At 48.1% G+C, this 21,470-nt stretch carries 18 protein-coding genes; 9 read left to right on the top strand and 9 right to left on the bottom strand.

Annotated features, from left to right (window positions below; translation table 11 throughout):
- The first annotated feature begins 5 nt into the window (after positions 1-5).
- From H9Q78_RS03530 to H9Q78_RS03550, 5 genes are all read left to right on the top strand, one after another.
- Positions 6-1,058 carry a type II secretion system F family protein gene (locus H9Q78_RS03530; RefSeq protein ID WP_249303627.1) on the top strand — a complete coding sequence of 351 codons (1,053 nt, stop codon included), beginning with the start codon at positions 6-8 and terminating at the stop codon, positions 1,056-1,058.
- Between the two features lie 34 nt (positions 1,059-1,092).
- Positions 1,093-1,428 (top strand): hypothetical protein, encoded by a 336-nt coding sequence (locus H9Q78_RS03535; RefSeq protein WP_249303628.1) that lies wholly within the window; start codon positions 1,093-1,095, stop codon positions 1,426-1,428.
- Positions 1,425-1,883: a DUF4860 domain-containing protein gene (locus H9Q78_RS03540; RefSeq protein WP_249303630.1), complete on the top strand. Its 459-nt coding sequence runs from the start codon at positions 1,425-1,427 to the stop codon at positions 1,881-1,883. Before H9Q78_RS03535 ends, H9Q78_RS03540 begins: the two co-directional genes overlap by 4 nt.
- 80 nt (positions 1,884-1,963) lie before the next feature.
- Positions 1,964-2,431 carry a hypothetical protein gene (locus H9Q78_RS03545; protein WP_249303632.1) on the top strand — a complete coding sequence of 156 codons (468 nt, stop codon included), beginning with the start codon at positions 1,964-1,966 and terminating at the stop codon, positions 2,429-2,431.
- Positions 2,432-2,455: 24 nt separating this feature from the next.
- Positions 2,456-2,959 carry a hypothetical protein gene (locus H9Q78_RS03550; RefSeq protein WP_249303634.1) on the top strand — a complete coding sequence of 168 codons (504 nt, stop codon included), beginning with the start codon at positions 2,456-2,458 and terminating at the stop codon, positions 2,957-2,959.
- 12 nt (positions 2,960-2,971) lie between these two features.
- Here H9Q78_RS03550 and H9Q78_RS03555 read toward each other — a convergent pair whose 3' ends face one another.
- On the bottom strand, positions 2,972-4,027 hold the full coding sequence (locus H9Q78_RS03555; RefSeq protein WP_249303635.1) for a type IV pilus twitching motility protein PilT: 1,056 nt from the start codon (positions 4,025-4,027) through the stop codon (positions 2,972-2,974).
- 361 nt (positions 4,028-4,388) lie between these two features.
- Here H9Q78_RS03555 and H9Q78_RS03560 point away from each other — a divergent pair, with 361 nt between their 5' ends.
- Together H9Q78_RS03560 and H9Q78_RS03565 are read left to right on the top strand one after the other, a co-directional pair.
- Positions 4,389-5,093, top strand: coding sequence for a toxin regulator (locus H9Q78_RS03560; RefSeq protein WP_249303636.1), 705 nt, complete (start codon positions 4,389-4,391; stop codon positions 5,091-5,093).
- Positions 5,074-5,991, top strand: coding sequence for a hypothetical protein (locus H9Q78_RS03565; protein WP_249303637.1), 918 nt, complete (start codon positions 5,074-5,076; stop codon positions 5,989-5,991). The genes H9Q78_RS03560 and H9Q78_RS03565 overlap by 20 nt, the downstream gene beginning before the upstream one ends.
- Positions 5,992-6,018: 27 nt before the next feature.
- Here H9Q78_RS03565 and H9Q78_RS03570 read toward each other — a convergent pair whose 3' ends face one another.
- Both H9Q78_RS03570 and dinB read right to left on the bottom strand, forming a co-directional pair.
- Entirely contained in the window at positions 6,019-6,597 is a 579-nt protein-coding gene (locus H9Q78_RS03570) for an SOS response-associated peptidase (RefSeq protein ID WP_249303638.1), read from the bottom strand.
- A gap of 13 nt (positions 6,598-6,610) precedes the next feature.
- A complete protein-coding gene (gene dinB / locus H9Q78_RS03575; RefSeq protein ID WP_249303639.1) occupies positions 6,611-7,867 on the bottom strand; it encodes a DNA polymerase IV in 1,257 nt (418 codons plus the stop codon).
- A 358-nt stretch (positions 7,868-8,225) separates the two neighbouring features.
- Between dinB and H9Q78_RS03580 the strand changes: the two genes are divergently transcribed.
- On the top strand, positions 8,226-8,504 hold the full coding sequence (locus tag H9Q78_RS03580) for a hypothetical protein (protein ID WP_249303640.1): 279 nt from the start codon (positions 8,226-8,228) through the stop codon (positions 8,502-8,504).
- A gap of 91 nt (positions 8,505-8,595) precedes the next feature.
- On the opposite strand, the gene H9Q78_RS03585 is transcribed toward H9Q78_RS03580, so the two are convergent.
- The 3 genes from H9Q78_RS03585 to H9Q78_RS03595 all read right to left on the bottom strand — a co-directional run bounded on the left by H9Q78_RS03585 (position 8,596) and on the right by H9Q78_RS03595 (position 12,696).
- On the bottom strand, positions 8,596-9,528 hold the full coding sequence (locus H9Q78_RS03585) for a ClpP family protease (RefSeq protein WP_330595229.1): 933 nt from the start codon (positions 9,526-9,528) through the stop codon (positions 8,596-8,598).
- A 96-nt stretch (positions 9,529-9,624) separates the two neighbouring features.
- Positions 9,625-11,688 carry a PTS sugar transporter subunit IIC/EAL domain-containing protein gene (locus H9Q78_RS03590; RefSeq protein WP_249303641.1) on the bottom strand — a complete coding sequence of 688 codons (2,064 nt, stop codon included), beginning with the start codon at positions 11,686-11,688 and terminating at the stop codon, positions 9,625-9,627.
- A 162-nt stretch (positions 11,689-11,850) separates the two neighbouring features.
- Positions 11,851-12,696: a rhomboid family intramembrane serine protease gene (locus H9Q78_RS03595; protein ID WP_249303642.1), complete on the bottom strand. Its 846-nt coding sequence runs from the start codon at positions 12,694-12,696 to the stop codon at positions 11,851-11,853.
- A gap of 253 nt (positions 12,697-12,949) precedes the next feature.
- Here H9Q78_RS03595 and H9Q78_RS03600 point away from each other — a divergent pair, with 253 nt between their 5' ends.
- Complete coding sequence (locus H9Q78_RS03600; RefSeq protein ID WP_249303643.1) at positions 12,950-17,209, top strand: 2-hydroxyacyl-CoA dehydratase; 4,260 nt, start codon at positions 12,950-12,952, stop codon at positions 17,207-17,209.
- Between the two features lie 31 nt (positions 17,210-17,240).
- Here H9Q78_RS03600 and H9Q78_RS03605 read toward each other — a convergent pair whose 3' ends face one another.
- The 3 genes from H9Q78_RS03605 to H9Q78_RS03615 all read right to left on the bottom strand — a co-directional run bounded on the left by H9Q78_RS03605 (position 17,241) and on the right by H9Q78_RS03615 (position 21,434).
- Entirely contained in the window at positions 17,241-18,632 is a 1,392-nt protein-coding gene (locus tag H9Q78_RS03605) for an MATE family efflux transporter (protein WP_249303645.1), read from the bottom strand.
- Between the two features lie 310 nt (positions 18,633-18,942).
- Positions 18,943-19,110 (bottom strand): hypothetical protein, encoded by a 168-nt coding sequence (locus H9Q78_RS03610; RefSeq protein WP_249303646.1) that lies wholly within the window; start codon positions 19,108-19,110, stop codon positions 18,943-18,945.
- Positions 19,111-19,205: 95 nt separating this feature from the next.
- Entirely contained in the window at positions 19,206-21,434 is a 2,229-nt protein-coding gene (locus H9Q78_RS03615; protein WP_249303647.1) for an LTA synthase family protein, read from the bottom strand.
- Between the last annotated feature and the right edge of the window lie 36 nt (positions 21,435-21,470).

A 21,470-nucleotide genomic window follows, 5' to 3' on the forward strand; every position in this document is an offset into this window, starting at 1 on the left:
TTCCAATGGGACGTAATGCGAATAAGCCACTGAACAACCGGGAGCTTTCCACCTTCTGCGAGCAGATGTCCATGATGCTTAAGGCCGGTATCTCCGTAGCAGAGGGCATTTCCATATTAATGGAAAACTTGGAAAATTCAGGTGGAAAAGCCATCCTGGAATCTATTTCCGGCACCCTGGACGCAGGCGGCAGTCTCTATGCCGCTCTGGTAAAAACCGGTGTCTTTCCCCGTTATTTCCTGGATATGACGGAGATTGGAGAACGGGCCGGGCAGCTGGACGAGGTATTTTCTTCTTTGGCCGTCTATTATGACAGACAGGAGGCTCTTTCCAAAAATATAAAAAGCGCCGTTACCTATCCCTGTATCATGATCGGCATGATGCTCGTGGTCATCCTGGTGCTCATCATCAAAGTCATGCCAATCTTCAGCCAGGTATATTCCCAGCTTGGCACGGAAATGAATGGGATCTCAAAAGGCATCATGGGGATCGGCGCCTGGCTCAGCCGCTACAGCCTGATCTTTCTGATTCTGGCTGCTGTCCTTCTTCTGTCCGCTGTCTATCTGTTCCGTACAAAAAGCGGCAGAAGGCATCTGGATTCCATCGGACGCCGCTTTCCTCTCACCAGGAGAATATACGAGACTACATCTTTAAGCCGTTTTGCCGACGGGATGGCAATCACCCTGAAAAGCGGCCTTGACTCGGATGAAAGCCTGGAGCTTTCCGGCAAGCTGACAGAAAGCCCGGCGCTCCGTAAAAAAATCGCGGACTGCCGGAAGCGGACGGAAGACGGGGCGGATCTCGGCACAGCATTCAGAGAATCCGGTATTTTTTCCGGTCTATACGCCCGCATGGTCAGCGTGGGAATCTTTTCCGGTTCCCTCGACCAGGTTATGGAACGGGTAGCCCGCCAGTGCGCGGAAGAATCCAACGACCGCATCTCGCGGGCGGTATCTCGTCTGGAGCCGACTTTGGTGGCCGTCATGTCCATTCTGGTAGGCATGATACTGCTTTCTGTGATGCTGCCGCTAATGGGCATCATGACTAATATCGGATGACCATGATCTCATCGTTTCGAGAAGGGAGAATACCATGAACCGTTTTGATGATAAGCGTTCCAGAACCGGTCTTCCGGGCTTTCTGATCTCCGTTCTGATTTTCTGCGCCGTACTTTTTCTGGCTGCCCGAGGTATCACCTCCGTATCGGATACCGCAAGAGCAAAGGAAAGAGAGAGTCTGGAACAGGCTGTCCGCCGGAACATCATACACTGTTATGCCACCGAGGGATTTTATCCTCCTGACCTGCTCTATCTGAAAGAGCATTACGGCCTCACTTATGATGAATCTGCTTTCTGGATAGATTATCAGCCCATCGGCTCCAATCTGATGCCGGACGTGACCATTTTGGAGACAGGAGGTTCGTCATGAGACCGAAAACCGATTTCCTATTCACCCTGGTACTCTTCTGCGTTTTCGCAGTGTCGGCTCTGGGACTCGTCATCACCGGCGTCAACGTCTATGGAAGGACTGTCTCCTCCATGGAAAAAAATTATACCAGCCGGACTGCCTTATCCTACGTCGCGGAAAAAATACGGCAGAACGATACGGCGGGAGGCATCAAAACGGCCGATAACATGCTCTGCCTTTCACAAATCAGTGAAAATGAGGAATACGTATTGTATATATACGAGCACGAAGGTTCTTTGATGGAGCTCCTGACTCGTCCGGAGCTGCCCTTCGACCCAGACGCAGGCCAGGAAATACTGGAAGTGAGCGGATTTTCCGTTTCCGAAAAATCAGACGGCCTTCTGGAAATCTCCGCGGAGGAAAAGCACGAAGGCACCGTCTCTTTATACCTGCATCTCAAGTCTTCGGGAACCTGATTTCCATGACGTCTGTCCGCCTAATGCTGATATTCCGCCTGTGACCGCCGCTTCGTTAAGCGGCAGAAAGGGTTTTCAATATGTCACACACCGAACATAAATCCAGCATATTTCTGATGGAGCTGATTCTCGCACTGTTCTTTTTTTCCCTTGCAAGTGCAGTCTGTATGCAGCTGTTCGCAAAATCACACTTGGCAAGGACCCAGACAGAAGAATTGAACTATGCCATACCGCTGTCTGAAAGCGCCGCTGAAGGATTTCAGAGCGTTTCCGGCGATCTCAAGGCTCTGGCGCCGCTCTTTCCCGAAAGCCGTCTAAACGATGCCGGAGATATCCTGAGTATTTTTTATGATGAGAATTGGAAACCTCTGGGCACAGAAAGTTCCATCTCTCCCGTATACACTCTGACCGTATCCTTAAAAAAGGACGAACTTCCGTCCTCTATTGTCCATGCTTCCGTCCAGATCAGCAAAGACAGCAGCAGCATTTACCGGCTTCCTGTCTCTGTCCAGATACCCAGGACGGTCCCGGCCGCCATATCCAGATGATCTTCAAGAAACAGGAGTCCTCCGATGAAACAGACATCCAGTAATAAAAATACCATATCCGGCCTGGGAGTCGGCACATCTTCCATTCTCATGATTTTTGTACTGCTCTGCCTCGTGGTGTTCGCAGTGCTCTCTTTCGTGAGCGCCAATGCAGACTGGAAATTAAATGAAAAGCTGGCTAAGAGGACCTCCGCCTATTATGAGGCATGTGAAAAAGCCCAGGATTTTCTGGAAGAGATCGACAGCCAGCTGGATAAGCTTTATAAGGAAAATCCCTCAAATGACAAATATTCTTCCGCCTGCAGCTCTTATTTGCAAACAATTGCCGGACATACCTCATTGGAATCCGGCTCCGACCGCTTTTCTTTTTACTTCACGGAAACCCTGAGCGATGAACAGTATTTGGCCGTGACCATCTCCATTCCTTTCTTCCCTGTTCCCGGAGGCCACTATTACGAAATAACAGCCTGGCAGACAAAAGCCAGCCAGGCATGGGATCCGGATACTCATTTGAACGTATTGGAATAAACTCATCTGTTATCAAAGCTTTTTTGCCAGCATCTCCGGATTGGAGGCATACTGAAGCGCTGCAGCGGCCGTGATCCGTCCGCTCTTGTAAAGCTTCTGCAGCCCATTGTCCATGGATGCCATTTCTCCGGTGTTGGAGGAATACACCACACCGTCAATCTGATGTATCTTATTTTCCCGAATCATATTCCGTATGGCCGGTGTAACAGTCATACGCTCAAAGACAGGAATCCGACGGCCGTCCACCGCAGGCACCAGCTGCTGCGACACTACCGCCCGGAGGACCATGGACAGCTGTACCGCGATTTGATGCTGCTGATTGGGCGGAAACACATCGATGATCCGGTCAATGGTATTGGCCGCCCCTACGGTATGAAGCGTGGACAGTATCAGATGTCCCGTCTCCGCCGCCGTCATCGCCACCTGGATCGTTTCATAGTCCCGCATCTCCCCCAGCAGGATCGCATCGGGGCTCTGCCTTAAAGCCGCCCGCAGAGCCGCAATGTAGCTCTCTGTATCGGAGTTGATCTCTCTCTGGCTGACGATGCTCTTTTTATGGGAATGAAGAAATTCCAAGGGATCCTCGAGCGTGATGATATGATTCTCTCTGGTACTGTTAATCTGGTCGATGATACAGGCGAGCGTCGTGGATTTTCCGCTGCCGGCCGGTCCGGTGACCAGGACAAGTCCCTTCGTATAATCCGCAAGACCTAGTACCTCCGGCGTGATTCCAAGCTCCGCCGGCTCCGGAATCTGGAACGTGATGACACGCACCACAGCCGCCAGAGTCCCTCTCTGCTTATAAACACTGGCGCGGAATCTGGACACGCCCCGGACTGCAAAGGAAAAATCATCATCCCCGCTCTTTATGAGGCGGTCCATATCCCTCCCTTCGTCCATATCATAGATCTCTTTTATCAGCTGTTCCGTATCCGCCGGCATCAGAGGGCTGTCTGTCATCTCACGCAAAATCCCATTTACTTTAATGGACAAAGGACGTCCGACGACGATAAACACGTCAGATGCGCCCTGATCAGTCGCTTCCGTCAAATATTCAGTGATGTTCATGGATATACCTGCTTTCCTGTCGGACATCTTTTATTCGTTGTCCTCATTATAGCTCAGGAAAGCCTTGACAGGCAAGTCCCTATTTTTTGTTCCGGAAAACGACAAATTTTTCCACTATATTCCATAATATTCGACAAATATCTTTTCAAAAACAAATTATTGTGTTATATTTATTACATAATACAAGAAATATTATTGGATAATCTTTATTTTGTATCTAAAAATACTTATTTTACTCATTAGACAAAATACGACTTTATTTTGTACATCGTTTTGGGTATCGTGTACTGCATGTGTCATATCATGTAACCGTATCACGGTTTACATAAAAAAGATCAAAGTCAAAGGGAGGTATTAGGGTATGAAAAAGAAATTATTAGGGGTTTTCTGTGCAGCATCACTATTGTTGACCGGATGTTCTTCCGGAGTTCCTCAAGAGGAGCATGAATCATTAAAAGCAGACTATGAATCGGTAAAGACAGACCTGGAATCCGCAAAGGCCAGCCAGGAGTCGGCCAGCTCAGAGCTGGAAAATGTAAAGAGCCAGTCAGAATCTCTGTCCTCTTCCCTGGAACAGCTTCAAAATGAATACAATACTTACAAAGAATCTATGAGTGCGTATGAAGGCCTTTCCGCTGCCGAGGCGGAAGCCAGAAGAATAGAAGCGGAATCCATCGCCGCTGCCGAGGCGGAGTCAAAAGCTCAGGCAGAAGCAGAAGCGGCCGCTGCCGCAGAGGCCGCCGCAAAAGTGGGTTATGAGACGGGGATCACTTACGATCAGCTGGCGCGGACACCGGATGAGTTCAAATCTCAAAAGGTGAAGTTCTCCGGAAAGGTAGTTCAGGTAATAGAGGGCACCGGAAAAGTACAGATAAGGCTGGCCGTAGACAGCGATTATGATACTATCCTTCTGGGAGAATATGACTCGTCCATCGTTGGGTCCCGGGTACTGGAAGATGACAAGATCACCATATACGGCACTTCCATCGGAACCATCAGTTATCAATCTACCATGGGCGGTACCATAACTATTCCCGGCGTTTCCATTGAAAAGATCGATCAGTAAAGAATCTTCTTATATCAGATGGCACAGCGGTATTTTTACCTGGTGCCATCTGATTTCTCTATTTTTATTGTCCTTTACTTACGTCAGCTGGGGAGGAACCGCCATAAAAAAAGGGATTATAACATTCTTAATCTGGATAATGAGTTTCTTTTCCTTTCTATCCGAATATAAACAACAGACCATGGCCGAGTATAGCACCAGCGAAATATTTGAAATATGGCAGAAGGTCGGTGATTCTGTGGAAAATGACATGGAAAAAATGAATTTTTCCACCGAAAAGGAAAAATTAAGCAAAAAAAATGAATTGTGCTGTAAGTATCTGAAAAAAGAAGGATTTGAAAACGGTCAGCGTATTACAATAAACAGCAAAATGATTGGCCAAAGCATCTACAGCGATGGAACTTGCCGGATTGCATTATACGACGGCCAGACAAGCAATTCTCAGTGGGATAACATTTCCGTCCAGACAAATAATCTCAAAACTGTTCTGATTGAACTTAATACGGATGTGAAAGTTGAATGCACCGTCATGAGTGATGATAATCTACTTTTTACAGAAGCTAAAGTTATTACACCTGATATGAAGCAATATGACTTTCATGAAAACATAGAAGAGATATGGAATAATTACAAAAAAATCCAAGGGCAGTTCGTCTTATACGGATGGGTCGATTCCGTCACGGATCTCACTGCCTACGAGGCGGAGATCGACATAGCCTATGAAAACGCTAGCGAAGAAGACAGGCAATTATATCTCTGTATGAAATATTCCTCTCACATGATCAGCATAACAAATGATACCGGCAATTCTATGATTTGTTTCATCGATACTATCTGGAATACGGAAGTAACTCCAGGGGATAAAATAATATTGATAAAAGTTAGGGCGCATGTGTAAATGTCTTGCTTTTTTTGCCATTGAATACTATATTTCTGTAAGTGCTTCCCGTTCAAGTGCCGGCATATTCTCATGGACGTAAGATAATGCAAAATCATCGGACAATACCCAGTCTTCTACCATAAATCGCGGCAAAATTACCGGCATGCGGTTGTGTACATCAGCCATGGAGCGATTCGCCTCCGTTGTTAAGATAACAAATTTATTCTCTCCCTCAAATTCATTATAAAGGCCTGCGAGATACAGAACCTTTTCATGGGGAAGATTAAAACGATACTTTGTCTTATCCTTGGACCATTCATAAAACCCCGTTGTAGGCACCGCGCATCTGCGGGAATGCAGACTCTTTTTAAACGTCGGACGTTCAGCCGCGGTTTCCGAACGGGCATTTATGATTACTCCCTTCGCTCCAAAGCGCGGAAATCCCCATATACTCATCCGGGGAATTATCTCATTCCTGTCTGACGACAGGATGGGAGCCGTATTCGTGGGAAAGATCTCTCCCGTCTTCATGGTATTACCCGGAAAACGGGCATTTATGGCGTTTACAATTCTCAATATCTCCTGATTCTCTTCATCTGTGAACAGACTGTATCTTCCGCACATGACTAACTCCCTCCTATTGTGATTGATGTTGGGCCTTTAAGAACGATTCTGGATAAATCGTATGCTCTGCGATTGGGTCCAAATGGGACAGCTTTCTGTCTGCCAGCATGATTCCCCGTTGTACGGAATAATGTCCATGGCGTTCCCGTATCCGGTCAATGGCCCGCTCCAAATCTTCTTGTTTCTGATCTTTGACCGCGTCTTGTAAAAAAGAAAGCTGCCGGTATTCTGTATAGATCAGATTGCAGGCGCGGACGCCTAAACTCCTCACCGGATTTGCCGGACGGTTTCTCTGGTACAGCTCAAACGCTTTTTGAAAGATTGCCTGAGAGGTACATGACGGAAGGACAAGCCGTCCTTGGCGTTCAAAAGTAAACAAAGTATTGTCCCGGATGGATATCTGTACGCTCCGGCAATAGAAATGCTCTTTTCTCATCCTCTCCGCTACGCTCTCAGCCAGAATATATAAAATAATCTTAATATCTGTTTCATCCGACAGATCCCGTGGTGTCGTGGTGCTGTTTCCGATCGTCTTAATAATCCGGCGGGAATAAACATGGGAAACGGGTGACTGATCCAGACCATTCGCAAACGCCCAAAGCATGATGCCGTTTTTTCCAAGCAGCCGTTCAATAAAATTAATATCCGTACAAGCCAGATCCCCAATGGTGTGGATTCCGTATTTGATCAATTTGGAATAGGTCGCTTTTCCTACATATAATAACATATTCGCGGGAAGATTCCAAATTTTGGATTTAAAGTCCTCTCCGATGACCGTAGTCGCATCAGGCTTATGGAGGTCACTGCCGAGCTTGGCAAATATCTTATTAAAAGAAACGCCGATGCTTGCCGTTATGCCAAGCTCCTTCTTTATCCGGCTGCGGATGGTATCGGCAATCTCCTTCCCCTGACCGAACAGATGCGTCGACGCGGTCACATCCAGCCAGCATTCATCCAAACCGAAGGTCTCCACTCTGTCCGTATACTCCTCGTATATCTCGTGGGCGTCCTGAGATACCTGAATATATCTGTCATATCGCGGCGGTATGAAAATGATATCGCGGCACTTCTGCTTTGCCATCCACAACGGTTCCCCGGTCGTAACCCCGCATTTCTTCGCTTCATAATTTTTAGCCAGAATAATTCCATGACGGGCGTCAGGATCTCCTGTCACGGCCACGGGCTTTCCTTGTAGAGAGGGGTTATCGAGGCACTCCACTGACGCATAAAAATTATTCATATCAGAATGCAAAATCACTGGCCGGTCCATATTCTGTAAGCTCCCTGCTGATTGATAGGCTTATTATTGGATAATATGGACCATATTATGCTAAATACAAATTGAATAGCACCCGTATCTCAAATGTAATATACTCAAGTAAGAGCCTGAGCTAAGGACATTTATATTGTAGAAGAAAGGCGAAAGATGAAAAAATATGTTATCTGTTTTATCCTGCTGATCCTGGTATTTTCCGTTATCCCATATATGAGACACGTTCCCAGCCTGGCTGGAGAAAACATAGAAAAAATTTCCGTTATCGTATATACAGGAAATGAAGTAAAAGAATATACCTTACCGAACGAAGTGCGCCTGCCCGAAGGGCATGAATTAAGGGGTGCCCTTGGGTATGATACAAAATACTTCTTGGAATCAGATACCGGCAGAAGTTCCGGACCGTCACGATTTCGGTTCGCTGGCGATGCAGGGGTCGCTTTATCCCCGTTCCGGGAGTACCGCTCACATGTCGGCGGGAAATCCGGATGATTTCCCGTCTCCGGTTCGTTCAGAAACGGAATCGGTATTTTTCGTTTCTGCCTCCCTCCACATGGGGAACACCGGCCGCTCCAATGGTTCTCAAAACAACCGGAAGCTTATCTTGGTGCGAGAACAAGAGCAGGAGGAATGATCCGATTTCCTCCTGGCGGTCGCACTTCGTGCGATAAGGCATAAAAATAAGACGGCGTGATACTTCTCGTATCGCGCCGTCTCCTTAATTTTTAGGCTTCGTTTCTCCGTTCATCTATCATCTCATGCAGCCGCTTCAGAGCTTTGTCGATCCCTCCCACCTGATGAATGAGGCCCAGACGGACGGTATCCTCTCCCACCAAAAGTGTTCCCAGATCCTTAGTCAGATCCTTGGTGCTCATCATCAGCTCCTCGATCTTATCCTGAGGCATCTTACTATGGTCTGCCACAAAACCCGTGATTCTGTCCTGTATCCTCTGAAAATAATGGTACGTCTGAGGTGCGCCGATCGTCATGCCGGTCATGCGGACCGGATGGATCAGCATAGTAGCCGTAGGAACGATAAAAGAATCATCCGCCGACACGGCTAACGGTACGCCGATGGAATGGCTGTCACCGATTATCAGAGAGACCGTAGGCTTGCTGAGGGACGCTACCATCTCAGCCAGCGCCAGCCCGCTGGATACGTCTCCGCCCTGTGTATTGATGAGCAGAAGAACGCCGTCTATATCCTCACTGTCTTCAATCTGAGCCAGCTTTGGCAGTACATGCTCATACTTCGTCGTTTTGCTGCTTGAATTCAAATTCTCATGGCCTTCGATCTCCCCGATGATAGAAAGGAGATAAATCTTTCCTTTTTCTTTTCCGTTTCCCTCATCCAGTACCACCTGACCGTAATCCTGGATCTTTTCATCTTTCACCTGATTGTCGGAAGCCTGGTTCTCCGCTCCGTTTTCTCCAGATGAATTCCGGACGGTACTGCCATCGGATAATTCCTTCCATTCTGCTCTGCCGCTCTGGACCTCTTTTTCGGTCTTATCCTTCATGACGCCGTCTCCCATATTTTTCTTCCTTTCCTGCTCTTCTCCTATATGATAGCCGTTTTCAACCCGTTCATACCAGGCTCTGCCGTTTCCGCTTCTCTGCCCGCCGCCAGATTTCTGGCCGCTTTTATGTTTTCCCATCTGGACTGCATCCTTTCTGCCTGTGATTTCCTTCTTTGCTTAATATGGATGGAAAAACAACTTTTTATTCAAGTTCAAAGCAGTGAACGGTTTCTTTTACAGCATTTCCTTTAATTTTTCAAACGGCACAGCAGGACTGTACAGATAACCCTGATAAATATGGCAGCCAAGCGCTTTCAGCTTGTCACGGATATCCTCTGTCTCGACGTACTCCGCAATTACCGTATAATCCAGAGTCTTCCCGAGGGTAATGATGGACGCGACGATATCCCGGCTTCTCTCATTTTCCGCAGCCTGTTTGACCAGGCCTCCGTCCAGTTTGACCGCATAAAAGCCATTGCCCTGAAGATATTTGAGACTGGTGCTTCCCATGCTGAAGTCATCCACCAGCACCATGATCCCGTTTTCTTTCAGACGTTCAATATGTTCCGCGATGGATTTCAGGTTTTCCACAGACGTCTCTTCTGTTACCTCCAGACAGAAAAAACCGGAGACGCCATATTCGTCGGCAAGCCGGATCACCTTATCCACAAACCGTGGATTATTCAGCTGTTCCGCCGTGATATTCATGGAGATTTCCAACATATGCCCTTCCCGGAGCAGAATCCGGCAGGCATCCATCGAGGACCGCATCACACACTGTGTCAAACGGTCAAAAAATCCGTCCTCCCTGGCCAATTCCACAGCCAGCGGAGGATAAACGCTTTCGCCGGCATATTGCCATCTAAGCAGAGCTTCCGCTCCAATGATCCCCTTTTCACTGTGGAATTGGGGCTGATAGCCAAGAGGAAGAGCCTCCGCTTCCACATCGATCCGGAGCTTGGACGCCATATTTCTGGCAAGCATCCCCATACTGTCGTGACGTTCCAGGACATCCAGGGCCTTTCCCTCCTCCTGCTGCTTCTTCAGATGCTCCGTAAGCTCTTGCAGAAGAGTCTTTGCCTGACTTTTTCTCATCTTTTCAGAAAGACAGATAAACGGCGCATAGAGCAAGGTCCCGGCCGCCACCGTTATTAGCTGTACGATTACTCCGTGAACGGTCCCCGTGGCCAGATAACCGCTGAACAGCACCGGAGTCGTCCATGTGACGGTCGTTTCGACCACCGGAAGAAAACCCACCACAGTCGCTCCATACGCGATCAGATAAGCACAAAGCGGCGTCAGTATAAAAGGCAGGACCATAATCGGATTCAGCACGATCGGGAGACCATATACCAGAATTTCGTTAATATTGAAAAGGACGGCGGGAGCCGCCGACCGGGCAAGCTGGCGGTTGTCTTTCTCCCTGGCAAAGAATAAAAGCGCCAAAAGGAGGCAGATAGCCGCGCCGCATCCGCCGATCATGACAAAGTTATCCAGGAATGATTTGGACACAATGACACCCGGCACCGTATCATTCGGAACCAGATATGACTGTGCCACATATTCCATCGCATTCCCGCCGTGAATCCCGAAAACCCACAGGATATTTAAGACTAGTACGTAGAGCGCCCCTACTCCAAATCCTCCGTCCATATTTTCAAACAAAGCGACGATAGAATTTGAGATCAGATCATTCAGATTATCCGCTCCGGTAATACGCTGTACCAAAAATCTTCCAACTATGAAAATCAAGACACAGAGAAGCAGCGGATAGAGTACAGAAAGGGAATTTCGGTAATCCGTGTCAGAGCCCGGCGCATAGAAACGGCGGCGCTCGGAAATCCGTGAATTGAGTACATAAAACAGCTTAGTAGCCGCTATTGCCGTAAACATGGCGGTAAATACGCCCACAGGCCCCATATCACTCAATTCCATGGAGCCGCTCGCTCCGCCGAAGGAAGCCACAAAGCAGATCATGGAAACAAGCATCGACATCACCTGCAGAAAACGGCTGCGTATCTCCATGGTCTCAGAATAATAATAACTGATGCTCATCACAAGATACACCGACATGAAACCGACTGTGGAATCAAATAGAAAATTCAGAATCTCCAGCAGGACCGCTCCTATACCGGCTTCCAGAAACCTTTGAAACGCCGGCACTGGGAAATTTTTAAACAGCAGTGCAAAAGAGCCCACCAGCAGAACCGGAATCAATAAAATAAATCCCTTTTTAATAGAAGAAAATATTCGGTTATTTTCAATTTTATAGATTAACTTCATTAACCTTGTATACATGCTGCTTCCCCTCAGATCCCCCGATGCTCCCATTTTTGTTCATGATACTACTATAGCATCTTTTCTCACCGAATGACAGAGTAATCTTAATCAAAAGAAACGCGGCCCTCTCCAGGCCGCGCCGTGTGTTTCACTGTCATATAAAATTTAGCAAAAATTGTATCACGCTTTTGTCTCATCATGCCCATGGGCCGTCACATGCTTATGGGTATACAGATGATCCTGGCAGTATTCATATGTGCCTTCGCATTTGGAACAGAACCGGAACTCCAGATTCTCATCGTCCAGCTCCGTCCTTCCGCAGACCGCGCATTTATGCCGAGGATGTTTTGCGTCTGACTTGGCTGCCTTGACCTGCTGCTGGTACACGACCTTCCGTTTAATCTCTTTCGGATTTACCCGGTTCAGATTCCGGCTGGTCAGGAAAAAGATCAGGAAGTTGAGGACTGAAAGGATGATCGCAATTCTCGTCGCCCAATTCCCGACGATCAGCTCATACACAAAGTACACCCCGTTCAGAATCCCCAGCCACTTTGCCTTTACAGGTATGATAAAGAACAGCAGAAACTGCATATCCGGAAAAGTAGCGGCAAAGGCGAAGAACAGTGACAGATTCAGGTATGAGGTCCCCAGCAGGAACGACTTCCCGAAAATCACATAAATCAGAATAGCCGCCAAAATATGGCCCAAGATCCCAGTGAAAAAGTACAGATTGAACCGGAAGCTTCCCCATACCTTTTCCAAAGTCGTTCCCAGAGAATAGTAAAGCCACATGGCAATGATAAAATACAAAATATCCGTAGCCGGAGGAAACAGGAGAAACGTCACAATCCTCCATACCTGCCCGTGCAGAATCTTAGCCGCGTCCAGGGAAAGGTACTGTACATAAAATACAGGGTTTATATTTACGATTATAAACCCTACTCCATATAAGATCATGATGTAAAACATCAGATTGTGAATGGCATATTTTCCAAACTTCCGCTCCAGTTTATTCATCCAATTCATAAATTCAAGGCTCCATTCTGTCTTTCAATTAAAGCGACATGACCATTTCATTATAGGAACAAACTTAAGGTTTGTCAAATACCTGATTACCGATTCTATATATTTTACAAACTTCACGGTTTTTTAACATAATTTTACTTCCCGGAATTCTTGCATTTCCAGATGGAACATACTATAATAACATGTGGTTTACTATGCCCGCTGTCCGGTCCTCCGGCTGATGGGCTCAACTTTACTAGAAAAAGGTGTTTTTATGACGAATTTTAATACATTAGGGATCGATATCGGCTCTACAACAGTCAAAATAGCCATTCTAAATCCCGAAAATCAAGTACTTTTTTCCGCCTATGAGCGCCATTACGCTAACATACAGGAGACTTTAGCATCCCTTCTCCGGCAGGGGCTTGACCTCTTAGGCCACATGGAGGTTTGTCCGGTCATCACCGGTTCGGGCGGTCTCACGATTTCAAAGCATCTTGAGGTCCCTTTTGTCCAGGAGGTCGTGGCGGTCGCCACTTCTCTTCAGGATTATGCGCCTCATACGGATGTCGCGATTGAATTGGGCGGAGAAGATGCCAAGATCATTTATTTCACCAATGGGATCGACCAGCGTATGAACGGTATCTGCGCAGGAGGCACCGGTTCTTTCATTGACCAGATGGCCACCCTGCTTCAGACGGATGCTGCCGGCCTAAATGAATACGCAAAGCGTTATAAAGCCATTTATCCGATTGCTGCCCGCTGCGGCGTATTTGCAAAATCTGACATTCAGCCCCTTATCAACGAGGGCGCCACAAAAGAAGACCTGGCGGCTTCTATTTTCCAGGCAGTCGTCAACCAGACCATTTCCGGACTGGCCTGCGGAAAGCCGATTCGCGGCAATGTGGCTTTTCTGGGCGGGCCTCTTCATTTTTTATCAGAGCTAAAGGCCGCGTTCATCCGTACTCTGAAGCTGGAGGGAGACGCTATTATCGCCCCGGAGCATTCTCATCTGTTTGCCGCGATCGGAGCTGCTATGAACCCGAAGGAAGAAATCCACACCTCCTTAGAAGCCATCTGTGAGAAGCTCCAGCACGGTGTGAAAATGGAATTTGAGGTTAAGCGTCTCGAACCTCTTTTCATGGATTCTGACGATTACGCCGCATTTCTGGATTGCCACAGCCGGCACAATGTGGCAACGGCGGATCTGGACACATATGAGGGCGACTGCTTCCTGGGCATCGACGCCGGCTCCACTACTACAAAAGTCGCTTTGGTCGGGGAAGACGGTTCTCTCCTCTACTCCTTCTATTCCAATAACAACGGAAGTCCGCTGAAAACCACGATACGGGCCATGAAGGAAATAAGCGAACTCCTGCCGCCCAGCGCATCCATTAAATATTCTTGTTCCACCGGTTACGGAGAAGCCTTAATAAAGGCTGCTCTGACGCTGGACGAGGGGGAAGTGGAGACTGTATCTCATTATTATGCCGCCTCCTTTTTTGATCCGGAGGTGGACTGTATCCTGGACATCGGCGGGCAGGATATGAAATGCATTAAAATAAAAAATCAGACCGTGGACAGCGTACAGCTGAATGAAGCCTGTTCCTCTGGCTGCGGTTCTTTTATTGAAACCTTTGCCAAATCTCTGAATTACAGTGTTCAGGATTTCGCCAAGGAAGCTTTGTATGCCAAAAATCCCATCGATCTTGGAACTCGCTGCACTGTTTTTATGAACTCCAATGTAAAGCAGGCACAAAAAGAAGGCGCCGAGGTTTCCGACATTTCTGCCGGCCTCGCTTACTCGGTGATCAAAAACGCCTTATTCAAGGTGATCAAGATAACCAGTGCCAGTGATCTGGGCAAGCGGGTCGTCGTTCAGGGAGGTACGTTCTATAATGACGCGGTGCTCCGCAGCTTTGAACGGATTGCCGGCTGTGAAGCCGTCCGCCCTGATATTGCCGGAATCATGGGAGCCTTCGGAGCAGCGCTGGTAGCCAGGGAACGCTACACCCCCGACAAGAAAACCACGATGCTTCCCATGGAAAAAATCCTGAACCTGACCTTTGACACAAAGATGGCCAGATGCAAAGGCTGTACCAACAGCTGTCTGCTGACCATCAACCGTTTTTCCGGCGGCCGGCAGTTCGTGTCAGGAAACCGCTGCGAACGAGGGCTTGGTAAAGAAAAGAACAAAGAAAACATTCCCAATTTGTTTGAATACAAATATAAACGGGTATTCGGCTACGAATCCTTGACGCCGGACAAAGCTCCCAGGGGCACCGTGGGAATCCCCCGTGTATTGAATATGTATGAGAATTTCCCCTTTTGGGCTACTTTTTTCAAGGAATTGGGGTACCGGGTGGTACTCTCCCCTCAATCCACAAAAAAGATTTATGAGCTTGGCATCGAATCCATTCCCAGTGAGTCGGAATGCTATCCGGCGAAATTGGCCCATGGGCACGTAGCCTGGCTTATTAAACAGGGGATTGACTTCATATTTTATCCCTGCATCCCCTATGAACGCAACGAGACCCCGGACGCCCAAAATCACTACAACTGCCCCATCGTTACCTCTTATGCGGAAAACATCAAAAACAATATGGAGGAAATCACAGAAGCAGGCACCCGGTTCATGAATCCATTCCTCGCTTTCACTAACGAAGAGATATTGGAAAAGCGTCTGATAAAGGTCTTTTCGGAAGAATGCGATATTCCTGTGGAGGAGATAAAAACCGCCTCTCACAAAGCATGGACAGAACTGATCGCTTCACGGGACGATATCAGGAAGAAAGGCGAAGAAACCTTAAGGTATTTGGAGGAAACCGGACGTCATGGTATCGTACTGGCCGGCAGGCCCTATCATGTGGATCCTGAAATCAATCACGGCATACCGGAGCTCATCACCTCCTATGGAATTGCTGTCCTGACAGAGGACTCTGTTTCTCATCTGGGACAAGTGGAGCGCCCCATTGTCGTCATGGACCAGTGGATGTATCACTCCAGACTTTACCGCGCGGCGAATTTTGTAAAGACCAGGGAAGATTTGGACTTGATCCAGCTGAATTCCTTTGGCTGCGGCCTGGACGCTGTGACAACGGACCAGGTAAACGATATTCTCACAGGTTCCGGCAAAATATATACGGTACTGAAGATTGATGAGGTCAGCAATCTAGGGGCAGCCAGAATCCGTATCCGCTCTTTGATCTCCGCGCTCCGGGTGCGGAAAAACAAGCATATTGAGCGAAAAATCGTCTCTTCCGCCTATAACCGGGTGGAATTTACAAAGGAGATGAAAAAGGATTACACTATCCTGTGTCCTCAGATGAGCCCCATCCATTTCGACATTCTGGGGCCGGCTATCAGTTCCTGCGGCTATCATGTGGAGGTTCTTCAAAACCATACAAAAGCAGCCGTAGACGTCGGTTTAAAGTATGTAAACAACGATGCCTGCTATCCCTCTTTGATCGTGGTGGGCCAAGTCATGGAAGCGCTCTTATCTGGAAAATATGATTTGAACAAGACAGCCGTATTCATGAGCCAAACCGGCGGCGGCTGCAGAGCTTCCAACTATATCGGTTTCATTCGCCGCGCGCTTGAACGGGCCGGCATGCCGCAGATACCGGTCATCTCCCTCAGCGCACAGGGGCTGGAATCCAACTCCGGATTTTCCTTTACCCTGCCTCTGCTTATAAAGGCCATGCAGGCAGTGGTATACGGCGATGTTTTCATGCGGGTGCTGTACCGGATGCGCCCTTATGAGCTGGTGCCTGGCTCTGCCAATGAGCTTCATAAGAAATGGGAAAAACGGTGCATTGAGGACCTGACCAGCCACGGGCCTTCCATGGGACGGTTCAAAAAGAATATCCGGGCCATCATCCAGGCCTTTGACAGCCTTCCCATCCATGAGGACATACGGAAGCCTAAGGTAGGTATTGTCGGTGAGATTCTCGTAAAATTCTCCCCTCTGGCCAACAATAATCTTGTGGACCTGCTGGAGGCTGAAGGCGCTGAGGCCGTTATGCCAGATCTGATGGATTTCCTTTTGTACTGTTTCTATAACAGTAATTTTAAGGCAAAGAATCTGGGCTTTAAGAGCTCCACCGCCCGCCTCTGCAACATTGGAATTTCCCTTCTGGAATACTTCAGAAAGGCCGCCAGACAGGAGCTGAACGCCAGCAGGCATTTTCTCCCCCAGGCCAAGATTGAAAGCCTGGCCGAGCTGGCCGATCCTTTCGTTTCCCTGGGCAATCAGACGGGGGAGGGCTGGTTCCTGACCGGCGAGATGCTGGAACTTATCCATACAGGCACCAACAATATCGTTTGTACGCAGCCCTTTGGCTGCCTGCCCAACCATGTGGTGGGCAAGGGCGTCATCAAGGAGCTGCGGAGGCAGTATCCGGACTCCAATATCATTGCGGTGGATTATGACCCCGGCGCCAGCGAGGTAAACCAGCTGAACCGTATCAAGCTGATGCTCTCCACGGCTCAGAAAAATATCAATAAAGCTGCCGAGCAAAAAAGCAGTACATAATCAATACAGATAATATAAAACAGGGCGTCTCTTAGTCTGAGACGTCCTGTTTTCTTCTTGGAAGCGGAGCCCTGTTCCGCGGCGGTCCAAATTTCCGCTTCCTCATGATCAGATAGCATACCACATGCATGGATATGGTAAGCACCCAGGAAATAGGGTATGAAATATAAAGGGTAAACAGGCTGCGGCTGATTTTAAATGCTGTAAATATCCAGACCACCCGAAAGAGACAGGCGCCGGTCAAAGATACTACCATAGGCATGACAGAACACCCCATCCCTCTGATACTTCCCGCCATCACGTCCATGATCCCGCAGAGGGCATAGGATACACAGACGACTGCCAGCCGGGAGATTCCAAATGCGATCACCTCCGGATCCGATGAATAAACCTGAAGAAGCGAATTGCCCAACAAGTAGGCGCCGTTTCCGAGCACCAGACCCAGCACAGTTACGATCAGCAGACATTCTATCAGGATGCGGTCAACCCTTTTATACTGTTTGGCTCCCATATTCTGACTGGTGAAGCTGAGAGAGGTCTGATATATGGAATTGGTGGATATATAGACAAACCCTTCAATGTTGTTGGCAGCCGTATTTCCCGCCATGGCCAGGGATCCGAACGAGTTTACTGAAGACTGTATCAACACATTGGAGATATTGAACACCATTCCCTGAAATCCAGCCGGAAGGCCAATCTGAAGCATTGCCGACAGCTTGTCCCTGTGGATATGAAGCTTTTTCAGATCCAATCGGTAGATTCCCTCGCTCCTGCACAGGCAGAGAAGAACCAACGCCGCCGATATGGTCTGGGATATGACCGTGGCGATGGCCACACCGGCAACTCCCATATGAAAAATTATAACAAATAACAGGTTGAATATCACATTGACTACTCCAGCAGCAGTCAGGAAATATAACGGCCGCTTGGTGTCTCCTATGGCCCGCAGGATTGCCGCCCCAAAATTGTATACCATAAACGACGGCATCCCGATGAAATAAATCCTCATGTACAGCACCGCATGAGAAAGTACATCATCCGGAGTCCCCATCAGCTCCAACACCGGCCGCGCCATCACAATCCCGATGAATATCATCATGCATCCGCCGATCAAGGCCGTGAGTATGGCCGTATGAACGGTTTCATACATCTCCTTCTCACTTCTGGATCCAAAGTATCTGGCCGCCATTACATTAGCTCCCACAGAAACACCGATGAACAGGTTGACCAGCAGATTGATCAGAGCGCTGGTAGATCCCACCGCAGCCAGGGCATGACTTCCGGTGAACCGGCCGACTACAATGATATCCGCCGCATTAAAAAGAAGCTGAAGCACGCCAGACAGAATAAGCGGGACCGCAAATCTCATAATCTTACCAAACAGCGGCCCGCTGCACATGTCAATCTCATATGACTTTTTCATACAAACTCCCTCACAAAAGTACCTTTTTCATCTTCATTATAACAAGCCGCCTGCGAAATTCAAGCAGAATTATTTATAATCCGACAAACAATTTTCCCGGACAATAGAAAGCTGCCGGAGAATCACTCCCCGGCAGCCTTTTGGTGTATGATACAAAACACTATTTAAAATCTTTTTTAATCATCTCTGATCGAGTTCCAGTTAAGATACCGACAGAAATTCCGGGCCGTCACGATTTCGGCTCGCTGGCGATGCAAAGGCCGCTTTATCCCCGCTCCAGGAGTGCCGCTCACATGTCGACGGGAAATCTTTATGATTTCCTGTCTCCGGTTCGCTCAGAAACGGAATCGGTGTTTTTCGTTTCTGCCTCCCTCCGCCTGGGGAACACCGACCTCTGCCATGCGGCGCTCACCTTTAGGCCGGCCCGGAATCTTCCTGCCGGTATCTTTTCTGCCGCACCATCTCGAAAAACTTCCATGATTTCATAAAAGTGTCAGGTATCCACACGGCCTCCTGCCTTATAAAGAAAACAAATAAAACTTGTTTGAAAGGTATTCAAAGGTATATGCTACACTACTGTACGCTTGAACTGTTTTTCGTATTCGGAAATATATAGCTATAAGCGTCATTTGCCATAATAATCTCTGAGAGGGCGCGCCTGTTGTTCACGACCTTCTTCATGGCTGCCACATACTCCTCTTTTTGAGCATCGTCCATTGTCACGCCCTCTGCCAGCGTAAATTCTCCCGTATAGCGGTTATAGAAGCCAGCATCCGTTTTCCAGCAGCCGGAAGAGAACGCTACCAGCGGCTGGGAATCCGAGAGGATATCCGTGCCGGACAGCATCCTGGAGTCATATTCTAAGCCCAGCAGATTGGAAATCGTAGGAAGAATATCCACCTGTCCGCAGATTTTATCGACCTGGACCGGCTCCTTCATGCTGGCCGACCAGATGATCAGGGAATTCTTATAAAGATCATAATCCGTGATCATGGACTCATTCAGAGACTGCTGCAAAGCCGTCGCATCTCCGGAGGAGAAGGATTTCCCGGCCAGTTCCTCTATGGTATCCACGTCAAAATACGGAATGTGGTCCGGCGCCATCACGATCAGAGTCTTATCGGCGATTCCGGCTTCCTCCAGGCGCTTAAGCAAATATTCCAGCGCCTTGTCAAGCTCATAGTTAGCCGCCAGATATCCCTGAGTCTTTTCTGAATAGCCGCTGTCCGCTACCATATCCCTGTTCTTCACAGAAACTGCATTACTTTCGAAATCGTAGGGCATATGACCGCTGATTGTCATATAGTAGACGTTGAACGGCTGGCTGCTGCTCAAATACTTGTCTACGGTCTGTTCCATACAATAAAGGTCCGATTGAGGCCAGATCTTCTTTCCGTTGGAATTCAGCTCCAGATCCAGACCACTGTCTCCCTGAATCCATTTATAGCCCAGATTCGTATGGGAATTCAGCCTGTTATACATATTTCCGTTGGCATGGAAGCCCATGGATGCGTAACCCGCCCGGTTCAGCTGCTGAGCCAAACTAAAATACCAATTCGTTCCCTTGTCTCCGCTGTCCTGCATGATTATCTCTCCGCCGTTTTTCGGATACAGACCCAGCAGGTTCTGGCATTCTCCGCCGGAGGTGCTGGTATAGTGGAGCGGACTGTAGAAATTGTTGAACACAAAGCCCTCGTGGGTAAGTTTATATAAGGTCGGCGTTTTTTCCTTATCAATCACATACTGGTCAAATCCCTCGGCCGACAAGAATATCACATTGTATCCTTTGAACATACCGGTATACTGATTTTTGTTTGTAGGCGTCACACTGTTAAAATATTTGCACAGCCAGGCCACATCATCGTTGGGAGCGTTGGCGGCCAGCGTCTCCAAATCCACATTCATGACGTTGGGAGAAGTATCGGTGTTGGCTGTAACTCCATTGGGAAGAGTGTTCGTATTGGTTCCCACCGCATCACTTTCGCCGTTGGTGCTTCCCTCACTGCTGGGCTTGGTATTATTGGCTGCAAAGGTAGGATTCTCAAAGTCGTCGTTTAGTTTTTTCTTCACTCCGAAAAGAGAATGCTTCAAATCCAGCCGCAGCATATTCATGACCCCCAGCTGCTCCACCTGGTCATCCACGTTGGTATCCGTTGCGTACAGGTTCTTGGGCGTATAATCTCCCTTCCAGGGCAGATGTATCACCAGCAGCCCCAGCAGGTGCGTCACCACCACGGCCCCGACCACAACACCGGTCAAACCGATATATTTTCTCTTAAAGTTATAGAAATTCCGTCCGATCACATAGATAAAAATGATCGGCAGAACCATGAGAAGCAGCCCAAACAGGTTTTTGACGATTCCCTGGACGATGGCGCTCATATAATCCGTCAGCTTATTTCCGGCCGCTGTCTTGGCTATGCTGAAAAGCTGGTAATACTGGGCCAGGATTTTTTTACACATCATCTCCACACAGAATACCACGCTGAATAATATTGTTATGACGTATGTGATTATCCGGTTCACCCGGAAACTGAAATTGATGGCAAAAAGGGAAAGGAAAAATCCCAGTGAAATCGAAAAGAACAGCCACACCGGAATGTACTTCAGGCTTTCACCCATATAAATGTGAAACGCCATCTCCAGATAAAAAAGCATCATTGGAAAATATAAAATGGGGCCAAGAGCTGAAAGCAAACCCAGAATGCCTCTCGGCCTCCTGCCTCTTCTCCGCGGTTCTTCCCCTATGCTGCCATATTCGTACCTGCCCCGGTTCACTCCGGTCCTGCTATGCTCTATCATCACATTACTCCTCACTTCTGTGTAAAATCTACCGTT

This window comes from Qiania dongpingensis (assembly GCF_014337195.1).
Lineage (GTDB): Bacteria > Bacillota > Clostridia > Lachnospirales > Lachnospiraceae > Lientehia > Lientehia dongpingensis.

Bases quoted from the DNA above. Each gene is read 5' to 3' on its own strand.
- H9Q78_RS03530 (WP_249303627.1), top strand. From the start codon at position 6: ATGGGACGTAATGCGAATAAGCCACTGAACAACCGGGAGCTTTCCACC.
- H9Q78_RS03535 (WP_249303628.1), top strand. From the start codon at position 1,093: ATGAACCGTTTTGATGATAAGCGTTCCAGAACCGGTCTTCCGGGCTTT.
- H9Q78_RS03540 (WP_249303630.1), top strand. From the start codon at position 1,425: ATGAGACCGAAAACCGATTTCCTATTCACCCTGGTACTCTTCTGCGTT.
- H9Q78_RS03545 (WP_249303632.1), top strand. From the start codon at position 1,964: ATGTCACACACCGAACATAAATCCAGCATATTTCTGATGGAGCTGATT.
- H9Q78_RS03550 (WP_249303634.1), top strand. From the start codon at position 2,456: ATGAAACAGACATCCAGTAATAAAAATACCATATCCGGCCTGGGAGTC.
- H9Q78_RS03555 (WP_249303635.1), bottom strand. From the start codon at position 4,027: ATGAACATCACTGAATATTTGACGGAAGCGACTGATCAGGGCGCATCT.
- H9Q78_RS03560 (WP_249303636.1), top strand. From the start codon at position 4,389: ATGAAAAAGAAATTATTAGGGGTTTTCTGTGCAGCATCACTATTGTTG.
- H9Q78_RS03570 (WP_249303638.1), bottom strand. From the start codon at position 6,597: ATGTGCGGAAGATACAGTCTGTTCACAGATGAAGAGAATCAGGAGATA.
- dinB (WP_249303639.1), bottom strand. From the start codon at position 7,867: ATGGACCGGCCAGTGATTTTGCATTCTGATATGAATAATTTTTATGCG.
- H9Q78_RS03580 (WP_249303640.1), top strand. From the start codon at position 8,226: ATGATACAAAATACTTCTTGGAATCAGATACCGGCAGAAGTTCCGGAC.
- H9Q78_RS03585 (WP_330595229.1), bottom strand. From the start codon at position 9,528: ATGGGAAAACATAAAAGCGGCCAGAAATCTGGCGGCGGGCAGAGAAGC.
- H9Q78_RS03590 (WP_249303641.1), bottom strand. From the start codon at position 11,688: ATGTATACAAGGTTAATGAAGTTAATCTATAAAATTGAAAATAACCGA.
- H9Q78_RS03595 (WP_249303642.1), bottom strand. From the start codon at position 12,696: ATGAATTGGATGAATAAACTGGAGCGGAAGTTTGGAAAATATGCCATT.
- H9Q78_RS03600 (WP_249303643.1), top strand. From the start codon at position 12,950: ATGACGAATTTTAATACATTAGGGATCGATATCGGCTCTACAACAGTC.
- H9Q78_RS03605 (WP_249303645.1), bottom strand. From the start codon at position 18,632: ATGAAAAAGTCATATGAGATTGACATGTGCAGCGGGCCGCTGTTTGGT.
- H9Q78_RS03610 (WP_249303646.1), bottom strand. From the start codon at position 19,110: ATGGAAGTTTTTCGAGATGGTGCGGCAGAAAAGATACCGGCAGGAAGA.
- H9Q78_RS03615 (WP_249303647.1), bottom strand. From the start codon at position 21,434: ATGATAGAGCATAGCAGGACCGGAGTGAACCGGGGCAGGTACGAATAT.